Origin of the sequence: Parasphingopyxis marina (assembly GCF_014237875.1) — a bacterium.
GTDB lineage: Bacteria > Pseudomonadota > Alphaproteobacteria > Sphingomonadales > Sphingomonadaceae > Parasphingopyxis > Parasphingopyxis marina.
This window is the reverse complement of the sequence record NZ_JACJVJ010000001.1, coordinates 930,410-944,678: the sequence shown is the minus strand read 5'-3', so window position 1 is coordinate 944,678 and position 14,269 is coordinate 930,410. Positions and strand designations below refer to the sequence as shown.

The following is a 14,269-nucleotide window of genomic DNA, read 5'->3' as shown; positions in this document are numbered from 1 at the left end:
GAGCCCGCCGCCTCCCGTTTCGCCATCAGACGCGGCGGCGCTTGGCCGGCCGAACGCCATTATGCGGTATCGAGGTCACGTCGCGGATCGACGTGATCTGGAAGCCGACGGCCTGCAGCGCGCGGAGCGCCGATTCACGGCCCGAACCCGGACCCTTGACCTCAACTTCCAGCGTACGCACGCCATGCTCCTGCGCTTTCTTGCCGGCGTCTTCGGCGGCAACCTGCGCGGCATAGGGGGTGGATTTGCGGCTCCCCTTGAAGCCCATCATGCCGGCCGAGGACCAGCTGATGGCATTGCCTTGCGCGTCGGTGATGGTGATCAACGTGTTGTTGAAGGTCGCGTTGACGTGCGCCACACCCGAAGTGATGTTCTTGCGGTTCCGGCGCCTTACCCGTTGCGGTTCGCGTGCCATGTTTCGATTTCCTACCTATATCCTGAAAAACGTTTCGCCGACGGCCGACAGGCCGCCCCGAGGAAACGTGATTATTTCTTCTTACCAGCGATCGGCTTGGCCTTGCCCTTGCGGGTGCGCGCGTTGGTATGCGTGCGCTGGCCGCGGACCGGGAGGCCCTTGCGATGACGAAGACCACGATAGCAGGCGAGGTCCATCAATCGCTTGATGTTCATCGCCGTTTCGCGGCGAAGATCGCCCTCGACGGTATGTTCGGCATCGATCGCTTCGCGGATCTGGACGACTTCGGCGTCGGTCAGATCCTGGACCCGGCGTTCGAACGGGATGCCGAGCTTCTCAGTCAGCTTCTTCGCCGTTGTCGGGCCAATGCCATGGATATAGGTAAGCGCTATCTCGACGCGCTTTTGGGTAGGGATGTTGACCCCAGCAATACGTGCCACGTGTTTCTACTCCTGCTCCACAGGCTGCTTGGCGTGCGGCCTATCTCAAAGCTTCATGAACCGAAAACGAACGAACCCGACGGACGCACGAATCGCGCCGCCGGGTAGACCGGTGTCTTCGGAATAGCAGCGAAATAGGATTTGCACGGCTTTGTGTCAAGCCGCTGGCACAAAAGATAGCGCCGGTTTACAGCATTTTCGCAAAGGAAACGCCATGGCTTCAGCGGCAGGGCCGAAAGACGGAAAACGCGCGCAAACGGCCGCACCCTTCGAATTTGCGGGCGAGACGATCGCCGCTGGCACGCGCGGCGAAATCGAGCTGCCGATCAGCCGGGTTTCGTCGGACCATCTGATCACCCTTCCCGTCCGCATCGTCCATGGAAAGCGGCCCGGGCCGGTGCTTTTCGTGAGCGCCGGCATCCATGGCGACGAGATTACCGGCGTGGAGGTGATCCGCCGGCTGCTCAAGCGGATCAGGCCGGGCAAACTTGCGGGAACCCTGCTCTGCGTGCCCATCGTCAACGTCCTCGGTTTCGTCGGCAACAGCCGCTATCTGCCCGACAGGCGCGATCTCAACCGCTGCTTTCCCGGTGCGAAATCCGGCTCTCTGGCCGGCCAGCTGGCCAGCACCTTCCGGACCGAGATCATCGCCCGCGCCGATTTCGGCATCGATCTTCATTCGGCCGCGATCCACCGCACCAACCTGCCCCAGCTCCGGATCAGCCCGGACAGCCCGCGCGCGCACGCGCTTGCCGCGGCCTTTTCGCCGCCGGCGATCATCGTTTCGCCCTTGCGCGAAAAGTCGCTGCGCGCGACGGCGCTCGAAACCGGGGTGGAAATGCTGCTCTACGAAGCCGGCGAGGCGCTGCGTTTCGACGATTTTTCGATCCGCGTCGGCGTCAATGGCATCGTCCGGGTCATGGCGGCGATGGACATGCTGTCGCTGAAACCGCGCAAACAGGCGATCGCCAAACCCGTCGAATCCTCGAAAAGCCTGTGGATCCGGGCGCCGCGCGGCGGTTCCTGGCTGATCGGCGTCAAGGCGGGCCGCTTCGTCCAGCCCGGCGCCAAGCTCGGCATCGTCGCCAATCCCGTGGGGCTGGAGGAAGAGGCGGTGACGACGCCGATCGGCGGCATCGTCATCGGCCATAGCCGGCTCGGGGTCGTCAACCAGGGCGATGCGCTCGTCCATATCGCCGAACTGGGCGAGCGCAGCGAACCGCTCGACGAGGCGACCGAGGCGCGACTGGGCGGGGCGATGCTCGACGAGGACGAGATCGTCTAGCCGGTCAGCCCTTGCCGCGCGTTTTCGTCTTTCCCGGCTGCGCTTTTGCTTCGACGAATTCGATGATCATGCCCGCGACATCCTTGCCGGTCGCATTTTCGATGCCCTCGAGCCCGGGCGAGCTGTTGACCTCCATGATCACCGGCCCGTGATTGGCGCGCAGGATATCGACGCCCGCGACGTTCAGCCCCATCACCTTGGCAGCGCGTACCGCCGTCGACCGTTCCTCGGGCGTGATCTTGATGCTTTTCGCAGAGCCGCCGCGATGGAGGTTGGAGCGGAAATCGTCTTCGGCGCCCGTCCGCATCATCGAGGCGACGACCTTGCCGCCGACGACGAGGATGCGGATGTCGCTCGATCCGGCTTCCTTGATGAATTCCTGGACGAGGATGTTGACGTTGACCCCGCGAAACGCCTCGATCACCGATTTCGCGGATTTCTCGGTCTCGCCGAGCACGACGCCGATGCCTTGCGTGCCCTCCAGAAGCTTGATCACCGCCGGCGCGCCGCCGACCATCTTGAGCACTTCCTCGGTCTGTTTGGGGTCATGGGCAAAGGCGGTGACGGGCAGGCCGAGCCCATGTTTGGCGAAAATCTGCATCGAGCGCAGCTTGTCGCGCGAACGGCCGACGGCGACGCTCTCGTTGAGCGGCCAGACTCCCATCATTTCGAACTGGCGCAGCACGGCGAGGCCATAATGGGTAACCGATGCGCCGATGCGCGGAATCACCGCATCATAGCCGCTCATCGTCTCGCCATTATAGATGACGGTCGGGCGGTGCGAGGTGATGCTCATCGTGCATCGCAGCGTATTGAGGATATCGAGCGTATGACCACGCTCCTCGGCCGCCTCAACCAGCCGCTTGTGCGAATAGAGATTCGGATTGCGCGCAAGCATCGCGATTTTCATGTCTGTTCCCTAGATTATTCCGGCCTTCCCAGCGTCCAGCGCTTTGCGCTGTTTACGAGGAATCCGCGCCGCAAGGCCCGGCGGCCGATAAGGATCGGAAACGCCATCGTTGCACGGTTCGCCAATGTCAGTTCCCCCATCCAAGTCAAGGGGCCGAGACACATCTCCGTAGCAATAACATAGCGTTCCTGGCGGTGGCCGGTCGAACTGGTGATATGTCTTTTTTCAATCAGGCGCGCTTCGCAGTCCTGCGGGCGGTGGCCGATCGACCGCGGGGACCGGAAACGCACCCAGTCTTCGCCGTCGCGCTCGAACTCCTCGATGCGCGTGGCATGGAGCGAGGAGGTCCGCGCGCCGGTATCGATCTTGGCGTGCATCCGCTCGAGCCCTAGCGCGGGAAGGTCGACAAGCTCGCACCAGCCGATCTCGGCAGGTTCGCGAAGTCTTCGCCGCAAGGGGCGAGAGGGTTTTTCCATCCCCAATGCCTAGCCCAAGCCGCAAGGCGTGGGAATAGCGCCGCTATTCGGCCTGCTCGCCGCCGATACCGGCCACTGGCGCACGCACCTTCTGGACCAGCGACCAGATCGTGTAGAGTACCAGCAGCACCAACAGCGCATAGACCCACCAGGCCAGGTTCCGTCCGGCGATCACCAGATAGATATAGGAAGACAGCGCAAGGAAGCCGGCAATCGACACCTGCATCGCGATCGACTGCCCGCGCCGCTTGCGCCGCACCATCCAGGCGATCGTCGCCAGGAAGAAAGGGATCGCACCGACATAAATGCCGCCAAAAATATAGGGGTTTACGCCATAATCGGCGCCCAGGCCCAAAAACCATTCATTGATCGCAGCCAGCATTGCGGGCCTCCTCTTGTCACTGCCCCAGGGTTCGGCCAATCGCGCCCGGACGTTACAACGCGGTCAGCCGCGCAATTCCTTGCGGATCACGAGCTTGAGGCCCGACCAGACGGCATCGACCGCGCAAACCTTGATATCGACGAACCCCATCGGCAGCGCGACGGCGCGGATCGCGTCTTCGCCGATGTCCGTCGGCACTTTCGCGGCCTTTTTCGGCCAGGACATCCAGATGAAGCCGTCGGGAACCAGCGCGCCGCGCAGTTCGCCGAGCAACGCCTCCATCTCGGCGCGCTGCGTCGTGAAGATATGGGCGGCAATGGGAGCGCCGATCGCCCCCGTTTCCCAATGCACATCGGCCTGCGCTTCGATTTCCGCCCTTACGCTATCGGGAAGGCCGCGCTGCCAGACGGACATCCCGTCCCTATAGCCCAGCTTCCCGGCAAGCGGCGTTCCCGAATAGCCGGCCGTCACCGGCCCTAGACGACGCCGAAGGCCAGCATCGCATCGGCAACCTTCTTGAAGCCGGCGATATTCGCGCCCTTGACGTAGTTGACATAACCGCCTTCCTCGCCGCCGCCATATTGGGCGCATTTGGCGTGGATGTCGGTCATGATGTCGTGCAGCAGATCTCCGAGCCGTTCGGTGTTCCAGGAAACGCGCTCGGAATTCTGGCTCATCTCGAGGCCGGACACCGCCACGCCGCCGGCATTGGCGGCCTTGCCGGGCGCATAGAGGATATGGGCATCGTGGAAAACGTCCACGCCTTCCAGGGTCGTCGGCATATTGGCGCCTTCGGAAACCGCGATCACGCCGTTGTCGACGAGTTCCCTGGCTTCCTCGCCATTGAGCTCGTTCTGTGTGGCGCAGGGCAAGGCGACGTCGCAGGGAACGGCCCAGGGCCGCGCGCCTTCGTGATAGGTCGCGCCGGTAAAGTGATCGGCATATTCGCTGATCCGGCCCCGCTTGACGTTCTTGAGCTCCTTGATCCAGTCGATCTTCTCCTGGCCGATGCCGTCGGGATCGTGGATGAAGCCGCCGCTGTCCGACAGGGTGAGCACCTTGCCGCCCAGCTGGGTGATCTTTTCGGCGGCATGGGTCGCGACATTGCCGGAACCCGAGATCACGGCATTCTTGCCTTCGACATCGTTGCCGGCATGCTGGAGCATGTTCTGGAGAAAGATCACCGCGCCATAGCCCGTCGCCTCGGGCCGCATCTGCGATCCGCCATATTCGAGCGCCTTGCCCGTAAGAACGCCCTCCCAGCGGTTGGTGATGCGCTTATACTGGCCGAACATATAGCCGATCTCGCGCCCGCCAACGCCGATATCGCCGGCCGGCACGTCCGTCTCGGGGCCGATATGGCGGTAGAGCTCGGTCATGAAGGACTGGCAGAAGCGCATGACTTCGCTGTCGGACTTGCCCTTGGGATTGAAGTTGGAACCGCCCTTGCCGCCGCCCATCGGAAGGCCGGTCAGCGAATTCTTGAACGTCTGTTCGAAGGCGAGGAATTTGAGGACGCTCTCCGTCACCGTCGGGTGAAAGCGGATGCCGCCCTTATAGGGGCCGATCGCATTGTTGTTCTGGACGCGCCAGCCCCGCTGGACGCGGATATTGTGATTATCGTCTTCCCAGCAGACCCGGAACGAGACGACCCTGTCCGGCTCGGCGATGCGCCGCAGGATCTGCGCCTCGTGATATTCTTCCTTGTCCTCGATGAACTCGAAAATATCCTGAGCGACCTCGCGGACCGCCTGGATGAATTCCGTCTGTCCCGGATTGCGCTTCTCGACACCCGTCATGAAGCCTTCAAGATCTACATGATCGCCAACCGCCATTGTCGTTTCCCCTGAGCCAAAAATATTAGGCGCGCCCCCGGCCGGAATTCCGTTCGAATCGATTCCGGTCCGTAGCCCTGTCTAGCAGATGGATTGGGGGAAAACAGTCAATCCGTAGCGTCGAACAGCGCGGCGAGCCGCTGCAGCTGTTCGCGTACGACGCCGTCGACTACCGGCGCCAGCTCCTCGCGATCGAACTGCATATGGCCGCCCACCGAATAGGCCTGGGTGATGCGCGTACCGCCGCCCTCCTCCGGCTCCAGCTGCCATGTCAGCGATCCCGCCAGCCCTTCGCCCTGGAGCGGGCCAAGCGCACCGGCGAGGCGCAGCATGGATCCGGGCTGCACCATGGTGACGCGCAGATGCTCGACGCTGCCGCCGTTATCGCTGGTTTCGCAAAAACAGCCCCCGGCGACCGGATCGAGCGAGAAGCCCGAAGCCTGGCCGAACCAGCTGTGATCGGGATTCCAGTAGCGCGACGGCTCGACCAGCGCCGCCCACACCTCTGCCGGTGGAGCGGAGACCGTGGCGCTGTTGCTGGTCGCAAAGCCGGTATCGGAAATCGTGACTTCGGCCTGTGCTGGAACCGCCGCTACTGCGAGCGCTACTCCCAATATCGGTCTCGTCATGGCTCTCTCCCCATTGGATCAGGCGGAGAGCATAGCAGGGTTGGGAAGGGACGCGAGCCGGAGCGAACCGTTCGTCGAAGCGGGATTATTTCCCGTCGAGTATCGCCTCGATCGAGTCGGACACCGTTTCGATGTCCGCCATGCCGTCGACCCGGCGCACCAGCCCCTGGGGCTCGTAATGCGGGATGATCGGCGCCGTCTTGGTGCGATATTCCTGCATCCGGGTGCGCACGGTTTCGGCATTGTCGTCCGGGCGGCGCTTGAAGCTGGACGAACCGCAACTGTCGCAAACGCCCTCCACTTTCGGCTGCTTGAACGTGTCGTGATAGCCCTCGCCGCACTCGGCGCAGGTGAAACGGCCGGTGATGCGTTCGACGAGCGCATCCTCATCGACAACCAACTCGATGACGTGATCGAGCTTCATGCCCTTTTCGGCGAGCAGCGCGTCGAGCGAATGGGCCTGGGCTTCGGTCCGCGGATAGCCATCGAGGATGAAGCCGTCCTTTACGTCATCTTCGTCGAGGCGATCGGAAAGGATACCAGTGACGATATCGTCTGACACCAGGTCGCCGCGTTCCATCACCGCCTTGGCCTGCAGCCCGACGGGCGTTTCCGCGGCCACCGCCGCGCGCAACATGTCTCCGGTCGAGAGCTGGATCATGCCGCGCTCGTCTTCGAGCTTGGAGGCCTGGGTGCCCTTGCCTGCGCCCGGAGGCCCCAACAATATGATATTCACCGACGCTGTCCCCCGCCCTTCAGTTTCGCCTTCTTGATCAGATCACCATATTGGTGCGCAAGCAAGTGCGACTGGATCTGGCTGACCGTATCGATGGTCACGTTGACGACAATGAGAAGGCTGGTGCCGCCGAGCACAAAGGCCTGGATGCCGGCCTGGGTAGAGAGGAATTCGGGAATGAGGCAGATCAGCGTCAGATAGGCCGCGCCGACCACGGTGATGCGCGTGAGCACATAATCGAGATATTCGGCCGTGCGTTCGCCGGGGCGGATGCCCGGAATGAACCCGCCATAGCGCTTCAGATTGTCGGCGGTTTCTTCGGGGTTGAAGACGACGGCCGTGTAGAAGAAGCAGAAGAAGATGATCAGGCCCGCATAGAGCGCCAGGTAGAGCGATCCGCCGCGGCCGAGCGCATTGGTGATCGTCAGCAGCAACTCGTTGCTCGTCGAGGCGGTGTCGGTCACCCCGCCCGACAGGAATTGCGCCACGGTGAGCGGCATGAGCAACAGCGACGAAGCGAAGATCGGCGGGATCACGCCGGCGGTGTTGATCTTGAGCGGCAGGTGCGATTTTTCCTGCGTCATGCCACCGCGCTGCTGCGCGCGCTTGGGATATTGGATCAGGACACGGCGCTGGGCACGCTCCATGAAGCAGATGCCGAAGATCAGCGCGAGAAACAGCGCGAGGAAGCCGACCACATAGCCGGTCGGAATGGCGCCGGTCTGGCCCGACGCGAAAAGCTGGATCAGTTCGGTCGGCATCTGCGCGACGATACCCGCCATGATGATCAGCGACACGCCGTTACCGACGCCGCGCGAGGTGATCTGCTCGCCGAGCCACATCAGGAACATCGTGCCGCCGACAAGGCTGATGACCGCGCCGAGGCGGAACAGCATGATGCTGTCGGAAACGATGACCTGCTGGCCCTGCGCGGTTGCCAGCGTTTCCAGGCCGACCGCGAGGAAATAGCCCTGTACGGCCGTCAGGCCGACAGTGCCGTAGCGCGTATATTGGTTGAGCTTCTTGCGCCCGCTTTCGCCTTCCTTCTTGATCGCGTTCAGCGTCGGCGACAATGCCGCCGCCATCTGCACCACGATCGAGGCGGTGATATAGGGCATGACGCCGAGCGCGATGATGCTCATGCGCTCCAGCGAACCGCCGGAAAAGGTATTGAACACGTTGAGGATGCCGCCGCCGCCGGTATTGTCCTGCGTAATATCGACGACCTGCGCCAAGGAGACGGGATCGATGCCGGGCAGCGGAACGAAGGAAAGCAGGCGGAAGATGATCAGCGCACCAAGGGTAAACCAGATGCGCTGGCGCAGTTCGGTCGCTTGGGCGAACTTGCCCAGATTCATACCACCTGCAGCGTTGGCATTGCTTGCCATAAACTAATCCATCCCCCGGCTCTCGGTGAAAGCCGTTATATCGGAGCGGGGGCGCCGGTCGGCAACCCCCGCCCGACAGAACCGTTATTCGGCCTTTTCGGCGTCGGCCTTCTTGGCCGCCTTGGCAGGCTTTTCGACCTTGGGCGCGCGGACGACGATCTCGACCTTGCCGCCGGCCTTCTCGACCGCTTCGAGCGCGCTCTTGGAGGCACCGGCGACCGCGAAATTGAGCTTGGCCGAAATTTCGCCCTTGCCGAGCAAACGCACGCCGTCCTTGCCGCCGCGCACCAGATTGGCCGCCTTCAGCGCCGCCTGGTCGATCGTCTTCTTGGCGTCGAGCTTTTTCGCATCGACGGCTTTCTGGACGGCGCCCAGATTGACGATCGCATAATCCTTGCCGAACGGATTGTTGAAGCCGCGCTTCGGCAGGCGCATGTGGAGCGGCATCTGGCCGCCCTCGAAGCCCTTGATCGCAACGCCCGAACGGCTCTTCTGGCCCTTCATGCCGCGACCGCCGGTCTTGCCCTTGCCCGAGCCCAGACCGCGTCCGACGCGGGTCCGGCTCTTGCGAGCGCCTTCGTTATCCTTGATTTCGTTGAGTTTCATGTCGTGCACTCGCTTTCGCTATGTTCGCGCAGCCGCGGAGAAAGGCAGCCCTATGATTGAAAAACCGGTTTAGGCTTCCTGCACCTCGACCATGTGATGAACCTTGCGGATCATCCCGCGGATCGCGGGCGTGTCCTCAAGTTCGACGGTCCTGTGCATCTTGTTCAGCCCGAGACCGATCAGCGTCTGCCGCTGCTTCGGGTCGCGGCGGATCGGCGATCCGGTCTGCGTGACCTTGATGGTTTTGGTGTTCGCCATCGTCTTTACTCCGTAACCGCTTCGGCCTCGGCATTGGCCTCGGCGACACCGATGTCACCGCGCCGCTGGACGAGATCGGCAATTTTCATGCCGCGTCGCGCCGCTACCGATTTCGGGCTCGACTGATCCTTGAGCGCCTCGAAGGTTGCCCGGATCATGTTGTAGGGATTGGACGTACCGACCGATTTGGTAACCACATCGGCAACGCCAAGGCTTTCGAACACGGCGCGCATCGGGCCGCCGGCGATGATGCCGGTGCCGGGCGGTGCCGAACGGACGGTCACATTGCCCGCGCCGAACCGGCCCTGGCCATCATGGTGCAGGGTGCGGCCATCGCGCAGCGGAACGCGCATCATCGATTTCTTCGCAGCGGCGGTCGCCTTCTGGATGGCTTCGGGCACTTCGCGCGCCTTGCCATGGCCGAAACCGGCCCGGCCCTTGCCGTCGCCCACGATCATCAGCGCGGCGAAACCGAAGCGCTTGCCGCCCTTCACGGTCTTCGAGACGCGGTTGATATGGACGAGCTTCTCGACCAGATCCTCGCCATCGTCGTCGCGGCGATTGTCACGGCCACGACCGCGGCCACGGCCGCCATCGCGCCCGCCACGGCCACCGCCACCGCCACGTCCATCGCCGCGGCCGCCACGGCCACGCGGGCTCGCCTTTTCAGCGGGCTTGGTTTCGGCAGGCTGGGTCACGGCTTCGACGCTCGCATCGGTATCGAGCTGCTTTTCCTCGACGACGGGCGCCGGGACTTCGGCCGCGGCTTCCGCTGCCGGAGCTTCCGCAGGGGCGTTTTCAGCCGGAGCGGCCTCCGCCTTGGTTTCGTTTTCCTCGGCTTTGACCTCTTCCGGGGCTGCTTCGGCCTTTGCCTCTTCCGGGGCCTCTTCGGTCTTCTTGTCTTCGGCCATCATCAGAACTCCAGTCCGCCATCACGGGCGGCATCGGCGAGCGCCTTCACGCGCCCATGGAACAGGAAAGCACCGCGATCGAACACGACCCGCTTCACGCCGGCCTTGCTCGCCCGCTCGGCGACGCGCTTGCCGACTTCGGCGGCGGCAGCGGCGGTCGCACCGGTCTTGCCCTTTTGCTCCTTGTCGAGCGTCGAAGCCGCGGCGATCGTCTTGCCGGCCTTGTCGTCGATCACCTGGGCATAGATATGCCGGCCCGAGCGATGGATCGACAGGCGCGGGCGATCGCCGGCCTTGCGGCGCAGCGCCACGCGAACACGCTGGCGGCGTTTTTCGAAGGGTGTCATGCGCTTGTTCATGGCTACTTCTTCTTGCCTTCCTTGCGGAAAATATACTCGCCGCGATATTTGATGCCCTTGCCCTTATAGGGTTCCGGCTTCCGCCATTTGCGGATCTCCGCAGCGACCTGTCCGACTTTCTGCTTGTCGATACCGCTGATCTCGATCGTCGTCTGGTCCGGAGTCTTGACCTCGATGCCCTCGGGGATATCGTAATCCACGTCATGGCTGAAACCGAGCTGCAGCTTCAGGGTCTTGCCCTGCAGCTGCGCACGATAGCCGACGCCGTTGATCTCCAGCACCTTGGTATAGCCCTCGGTCACACCCTCGACGAGATTGGCGACGAGCGTACGCTGCATGCCCCAATGGGAGCGGGCCTTTTTGGTGTCGTTGGCCGGCGTGACGAGAATCCCTTCATCCTCGAGCGAAAAGCGAACTTCGTCGACGAACGTCATCGACAGGGTGCCTTTCGGCCCCTTGACGCTGAGGTCCCGTCCCGAAATTTCCGCGGTTACGCCGTCAGGCAGTGCAACCGGCCGTTTACCGATGCGGCTCATCTAGAATACCTCCGCCAGCACTTCGCCGCCGACATTCTGCTCACGCGCTTCCGCGTCGGAAAGCACGCCACGCGGCGTCGAGACGATGGTGATGCCAAGGCCGTTGCGAACCCGCGGCAGCTCCTTGGAGGCCGAGTAGACACGGCGGCCCGGGGTCGAGACGCGTGCGACATACTGGATCGCCGGCTGGCCTTCGAAATATTTGAGTTCGATGCGCAGGCCCTTGTGCTTGCCCAGCGCTTCTTCGCTATATCCGCGGATAAAGCCTTCGCGCTGGAGCACCTCGAGCACGCGGGCGCGCAGCTTCGAAGCCGGGCTCATCACAGAGTCCTTCTTCGCCTGCTGCCCGTTGCGGATGCGGGTGAGCATATCGCCCAGGGGATCGGTCATTGCCATATCTCTAAATCCCTACCAGCTCGACTTCGTCACGCCCGGGATCAGGCCCTTGTTGGCCAGATCGCGAAGCGCGATGCGCGACAGTTTGAATTTGCGGTAATAGCCGCGCGGACGACCGGACAGCTCGCACCGGTTACGGATGCGAGTCGGGTTCGCGTTGCGCGGAATTTCCGCCATTTTGAGGCGCGCAATCAGCCGCTCGCCATCGTCGAGCGTCTTGTCGTTCGCCTGTTCTTTCAGCTTCGCATATTTGGCCGCATATTTCTTGGCCATACGCTTACGCTTTTCATTCCGGTTGATGGAACTCAGTTTCGCCATGACTTAAGTTCTCGCTCCTTGTTGCGAGAAGGGGCGGCTTATGCCGCTTCCTTCTGCTCTTCGTTCGTGGGTTCGGCTTCCGGCGGGAAGGGGAAGTTGAAGAAGCGCAGCAACTCGCGCGCCTCGTCATCCGTCTTCGCCGTCGTCGTCACAATGACATCCATGCCGCGGACTTCGTCGACATCGTCATATTTGATCTCGGGGAACACCATCTGTTCCTTGAGACCCATCGCAAAATTTCCGCGCCCGTCGAAACTCTTCGGGTTAAGGCCGCGAAAGTCGCGGACGCGCGGCAGCGCAATGGTGACCAGCCGGTCGATAAATTCATACATGCGATCGCCGCGCAGCGTGACCTTGCAGCCGATCGGCATGCCCTCGCGCAGCTTGAAACCGGCGATCGACTGCTTGGCGAGATTGATCACCGGCTTCTGGCCGGCGATTTTCTCCATCTCGGCAGCGGCCTTTTCGACGCGCTTCTTGTCGTCGACAGCCTTGCCGACGCCCATGTTGATGACCACCTTTTCGAGCCTCGGAACCTCCATATGGTTCGCGTAGCCGAACTTCTCCGTCATCGCCGAAACGATGCGGTCTTTGTAATCCGTGCGTAGACGCGGCGTATAATCAGCCATCGATCGTCTCCCCGGAACGCGCCGCAACGCGAACCTTCTTGCCGTCCTTGTTCGTTTCGAAACGGACCCGGCTGGGCTTACCCGTTTTCGGATCCTCGACCGCTACGTTCGAGATGTGCAGCGGGGCTTCGCTGCGCTCGATGCCGCCTTGCGGATTTTGCTGGGTCGGCTTGCGGTGACGCACGGCGATATTCACGCCTTCGACGAGCACCCGGTCTTCCTTCGGAAGAACCTTGGTCACGGTACCGTGCGAGCCCTTGTTCTTGCCGGCCAGGATGACGACCTTGTCGCCCTTTTTGATCTTGGCTGCCATGGTTAGAGCACCTCCGGTGCAAGGCTGATGATCTTCATGTGGCGCGCGGCGCGCAGCTCGCGCACGACCGGGCCGAAGATACGCGTACCGATCGGTTCCTTGTTCGCATTCACAAGAACCGCGGCATTGCTGTCGAAACGGATCGTCGAGCCGTCGGCGCGCTTCACATCCTTGCGCGTGCGCACGATGACGGCCTTGTGAACGTCGCCCTTCTTCACCTTGCCGCGCGGCGCAGCTTCCTTGATGCTGACGACGATAATGTCGCCGACGCTCGCGGTCCGGCGTTTCGAGCCGCCCAGCACCTTGATGCACTGAACGCGCTTGGCGCCGCTGTTATCGGCGACGTCGAGAACTGACTGCATCTGGATCATCGATCCGTTCCTTCTTCCTCATCCCGCATTTCCGACGCGGGAAACTTCAAAAACTAGGCTTCGGCCTTCTGCTCGGCCTCGGGGTCTTTCGCGGCTTCGAGATCGACCTCTTTGCTTTCGGCGATGTCGATCTTCTCGACATGCTTGGGCGCCTTGTGCGTGTCGACGCGGTCCAGCACCTTCCAGGTCTTCAGCTTGGAAATCGGCCGGGTCTCTTCGATCCGGACCGTCTCGCCGGCCTTGAACTCGTTGCTCTCGTCATGGGCGTGGTATTTTTTCGAAAGCCGGATGATCTTGCCATACAGAGGGTGCTTCACCTTCCGTTCGACCTTCACCACGACCGTCTTGTTGGTCTTGTCAGACACCACCATCCCGGTCAGCACGCGCTTCGGCATTACAATAACTCCTTAAGCCTGCTCGGCGGCCGCGCGAACGCGCTCGCCCTGCAGCGTCTTGATACGCGCGATCGTCCGGCGGACTTCCGTAACCCGCGACGGATTTTCGAGCTGGTTGGTCGCCGACTGGAAGCGCAGGTTGAACTGCTCGCGCTTCAGGTCGGCAAGATCAGCCGCCAGCTCATCGTCATTCTTGACCCGCAGGTCTTCGATTGGCCGTGCCATCGCTCGCGCCTCCTAGTAAATCGATTCACCAAGGCGGGCGACCACCTTGGTCTTGATCGGCAATTTCTCGGCCGCACGCTGGAACGCAGTACGCGCAAGCGGGCCGGGAACACCGTCCAGTTCAAACAGGATCCGGCCGGGCTTCACCCGGGCCGCCCAGAATTCGGGCGAACCCTTGCCCTTGCCCTGGCGGACTTCGGCGGGCTTTTTCGACACCGGCACATCCGGGAAAATGCGGATCCACAACCGGCCCTGGCGGCGGATGTGGCGCGTGATCGCACGGCGCGCGGCCTCGATCTGGCGCGCGGTGATCCGTTCCGGTTCCATGGCCTTCAGGCCGAAGGCGCCGAAATTCAGCGTCGTTCCACCCTTGGCGTCGCCCTTGATCCGGCCCTTGAAAGCCTTGCGGAACTTGGTGCGTTTCGGTTGTAGCATCTCGCTAACCCTTCAAATCAA

General features: G+C 62.5%; 23 protein-coding genes and 1 pseudogene. 1 reads left to right on the top strand and 23 read right to left on the bottom strand.

Annotated elements, in window-relative coordinates; translation table 11 throughout:
* Positions 1-25: 25 nt before the first annotated feature.
* Entirely contained in the window at positions 26-415 is a 390-nt protein-coding gene (gene rpsK / locus H6P80_RS04690; RefSeq protein WP_185800161.1) for a 30S ribosomal protein S11, read from the bottom strand.
* A gap of 71 nt (positions 416-486) precedes the next feature.
* Positions 487-855 carry a 30S ribosomal protein S13 gene (rpsM, locus tag H6P80_RS04685; protein ID WP_185800160.1) on the bottom strand — a complete coding sequence of 123 codons (369 nt, stop codon included), beginning with the start codon at positions 853-855 and terminating at the stop codon, positions 487-489.
* A 214-nt stretch (positions 856-1,069) separates the two neighbouring features.
* Between rpsM and H6P80_RS04680 the strand changes: the two genes are divergently transcribed.
* Complete coding sequence (locus H6P80_RS04680; protein WP_185800159.1) at positions 1,070-2,140, top strand: succinylglutamate desuccinylase/aspartoacylase family protein; 1,071 nt, start codon at positions 1,070-1,072, stop codon at positions 2,138-2,140.
* Positions 2,141-2,144: 4 nt separating this feature from the next.
* On the opposite strand, the gene rimK is transcribed toward H6P80_RS04680, so the two are convergent.
* The 21 genes and pseudogenes from rimK to rplP form a co-directional block, all read right to left on the bottom strand.
* Positions 2,145-3,050 carry a 30S ribosomal protein S6--L-glutamate ligase gene (gene rimK / locus H6P80_RS04675; RefSeq protein WP_185800158.1) on the bottom strand — a complete coding sequence of 302 codons (906 nt, stop codon included), beginning with the start codon at positions 3,048-3,050 and terminating at the stop codon, positions 2,145-2,147.
* Positions 3,051-3,064: 14 nt separating this feature from the next.
* Complete coding sequence (locus H6P80_RS04670; RefSeq protein ID WP_185800157.1) at positions 3,065-3,526, bottom strand: ATP-dependent zinc protease family protein; 462 nt, start codon at positions 3,524-3,526, stop codon at positions 3,065-3,067.
* Positions 3,527-3,569: 43 nt separating this feature from the next.
* Positions 3,570-3,908: a hypothetical protein gene (locus H6P80_RS04665; RefSeq protein ID WP_185800156.1), complete on the bottom strand. Its 339-nt coding sequence runs from the start codon at positions 3,906-3,908 to the stop codon at positions 3,570-3,572.
* A gap of 63 nt (positions 3,909-3,971) precedes the next feature.
* The gene (locus tag H6P80_RS04660; protein ID WP_185800155.1) at positions 3,972-4,379 is read right to left on the bottom strand and encodes a hypothetical protein; all 408 of its coding nucleotides are present in this window, start codon (positions 4,377-4,379) and stop codon (positions 3,972-3,974) included.
* Positions 4,380-4,384: 5 nt separating this feature from the next.
* Positions 4,385-5,743: an NADP-specific glutamate dehydrogenase gene (gdhA, locus tag H6P80_RS04655; protein ID WP_185800154.1), complete on the bottom strand. Its 1,359-nt coding sequence runs from the start codon at positions 5,741-5,743 to the stop codon at positions 4,385-4,387.
* A gap of 107 nt (positions 5,744-5,850) precedes the next feature.
* Positions 5,851-6,372, bottom strand: coding sequence for an SRPBCC family protein (locus H6P80_RS04650; RefSeq protein WP_185800153.1), 522 nt, complete (start codon positions 6,370-6,372; stop codon positions 5,851-5,853).
* An 85-nt stretch (positions 6,373-6,457) separates the two neighbouring features.
* Positions 6,458-7,108 (bottom strand): adenylate kinase, encoded by a 651-nt coding sequence (locus H6P80_RS04645; protein ID WP_185800152.1) that lies wholly within the window; start codon positions 7,106-7,108, stop codon positions 6,458-6,460.
* The gene (secY, locus tag H6P80_RS04640) at positions 7,105-8,496 is read right to left on the bottom strand and encodes a preprotein translocase subunit SecY (RefSeq protein ID WP_185800151.1); all 1,392 of its coding nucleotides are present in this window, start codon (positions 8,494-8,496) and stop codon (positions 7,105-7,107) included. Before secY ends, H6P80_RS04645 begins: the two co-directional genes overlap by 4 nt.
* 84 nt (positions 8,497-8,580) lie before the next feature.
* Positions 8,581-9,102 carry a 50S ribosomal protein L15 gene (gene rplO / locus H6P80_RS04635; RefSeq protein WP_185800150.1) on the bottom strand — a complete coding sequence of 174 codons (522 nt, stop codon included), beginning with the start codon at positions 9,100-9,102 and terminating at the stop codon, positions 8,581-8,583.
* A gap of 69 nt (positions 9,103-9,171) precedes the next feature.
* Entirely contained in the window at positions 9,172-9,360 is a 189-nt protein-coding gene (rpmD, locus tag H6P80_RS04630) for a 50S ribosomal protein L30 (RefSeq protein ID WP_185800149.1), read from the bottom strand.
* Between the two features lie 5 nt (positions 9,361-9,365).
* Complete coding sequence (gene rpsE / locus H6P80_RS16445) at positions 9,366-10,058, bottom strand: 30S ribosomal protein S5 (RefSeq protein ID WP_185800975.1); 693 nt, start codon at positions 10,056-10,058, stop codon at positions 9,366-9,368.
* A gap of 215 nt (positions 10,059-10,273) precedes the next feature.
* Positions 10,274-10,630, bottom strand: coding sequence for a 50S ribosomal protein L18 (gene rplR / locus H6P80_RS04620; protein WP_185800148.1), 357 nt, complete (start codon positions 10,628-10,630; stop codon positions 10,274-10,276).
* Positions 10,631-10,632: 2 nt separating this feature from the next.
* A complete protein-coding gene (gene rplF / locus H6P80_RS04615; protein WP_185800147.1) occupies positions 10,633-11,166 on the bottom strand; it encodes a 50S ribosomal protein L6 in 534 nt (177 codons plus the stop codon).
* The gene (gene rpsH / locus H6P80_RS04610; RefSeq protein WP_185800146.1) at positions 11,167-11,562 is read right to left on the bottom strand and encodes a 30S ribosomal protein S8; all 396 of its coding nucleotides are present in this window, start codon (positions 11,560-11,562) and stop codon (positions 11,167-11,169) included. It lies immediately after the preceding gene.
* Positions 11,563-11,574: 12 nt separating this feature from the next.
* Positions 11,575-11,880, bottom strand: a complete 306-nt coding sequence (gene rpsN, locus H6P80_RS04605) for a 30S ribosomal protein S14 (protein WP_185800145.1) — start codon at positions 11,878-11,880, stop codon at positions 11,575-11,577.
* A 38-nt stretch (positions 11,881-11,918) separates the two neighbouring features.
* The gene (gene rplE / locus H6P80_RS04600; RefSeq protein ID WP_185800144.1) at positions 11,919-12,509 is read right to left on the bottom strand and encodes a 50S ribosomal protein L5; all 591 of its coding nucleotides are present in this window, start codon (positions 12,507-12,509) and stop codon (positions 11,919-11,921) included.
* The gene (rplX, locus tag H6P80_RS04595; protein ID WP_185800143.1) at positions 12,502-12,822 is read right to left on the bottom strand and encodes a 50S ribosomal protein L24; all 321 of its coding nucleotides are present in this window, start codon (positions 12,820-12,822) and stop codon (positions 12,502-12,504) included. The genes rplE and rplX overlap by 8 nt, the downstream gene beginning before the upstream one ends.
* A 2-nt stretch (positions 12,823-12,824) precedes the next feature.
* Positions 12,825-13,193, bottom strand: coding sequence for a 50S ribosomal protein L14 (gene rplN / locus H6P80_RS04590; RefSeq protein WP_185800142.1), 369 nt, complete (start codon positions 13,191-13,193; stop codon positions 12,825-12,827).
* Between the two features lie 140 nt (positions 13,194-13,333).
* Positions 13,334-13,588: pseudogene (gene rpsQ / locus H6P80_RS04585) on the bottom strand (30S ribosomal protein S17); the annotation flags it as partial.
* A gap of 12 nt (positions 13,589-13,600) precedes the next feature.
* Positions 13,601-13,813 (bottom strand): 50S ribosomal protein L29, encoded by a 213-nt coding sequence (gene rpmC / locus H6P80_RS04580; RefSeq protein WP_185800140.1) that lies wholly within the window; start codon positions 13,811-13,813, stop codon positions 13,601-13,603.
* Positions 13,814-13,825: 12 nt separating this feature from the next.
* On the bottom strand, positions 13,826-14,248 hold the full coding sequence (gene rplP, locus H6P80_RS04575; RefSeq protein WP_185800139.1) for a 50S ribosomal protein L16: 423 nt from the start codon (positions 14,246-14,248) through the stop codon (positions 13,826-13,828).
* Positions 14,249-14,269: the final 21 nt, after the last annotated feature.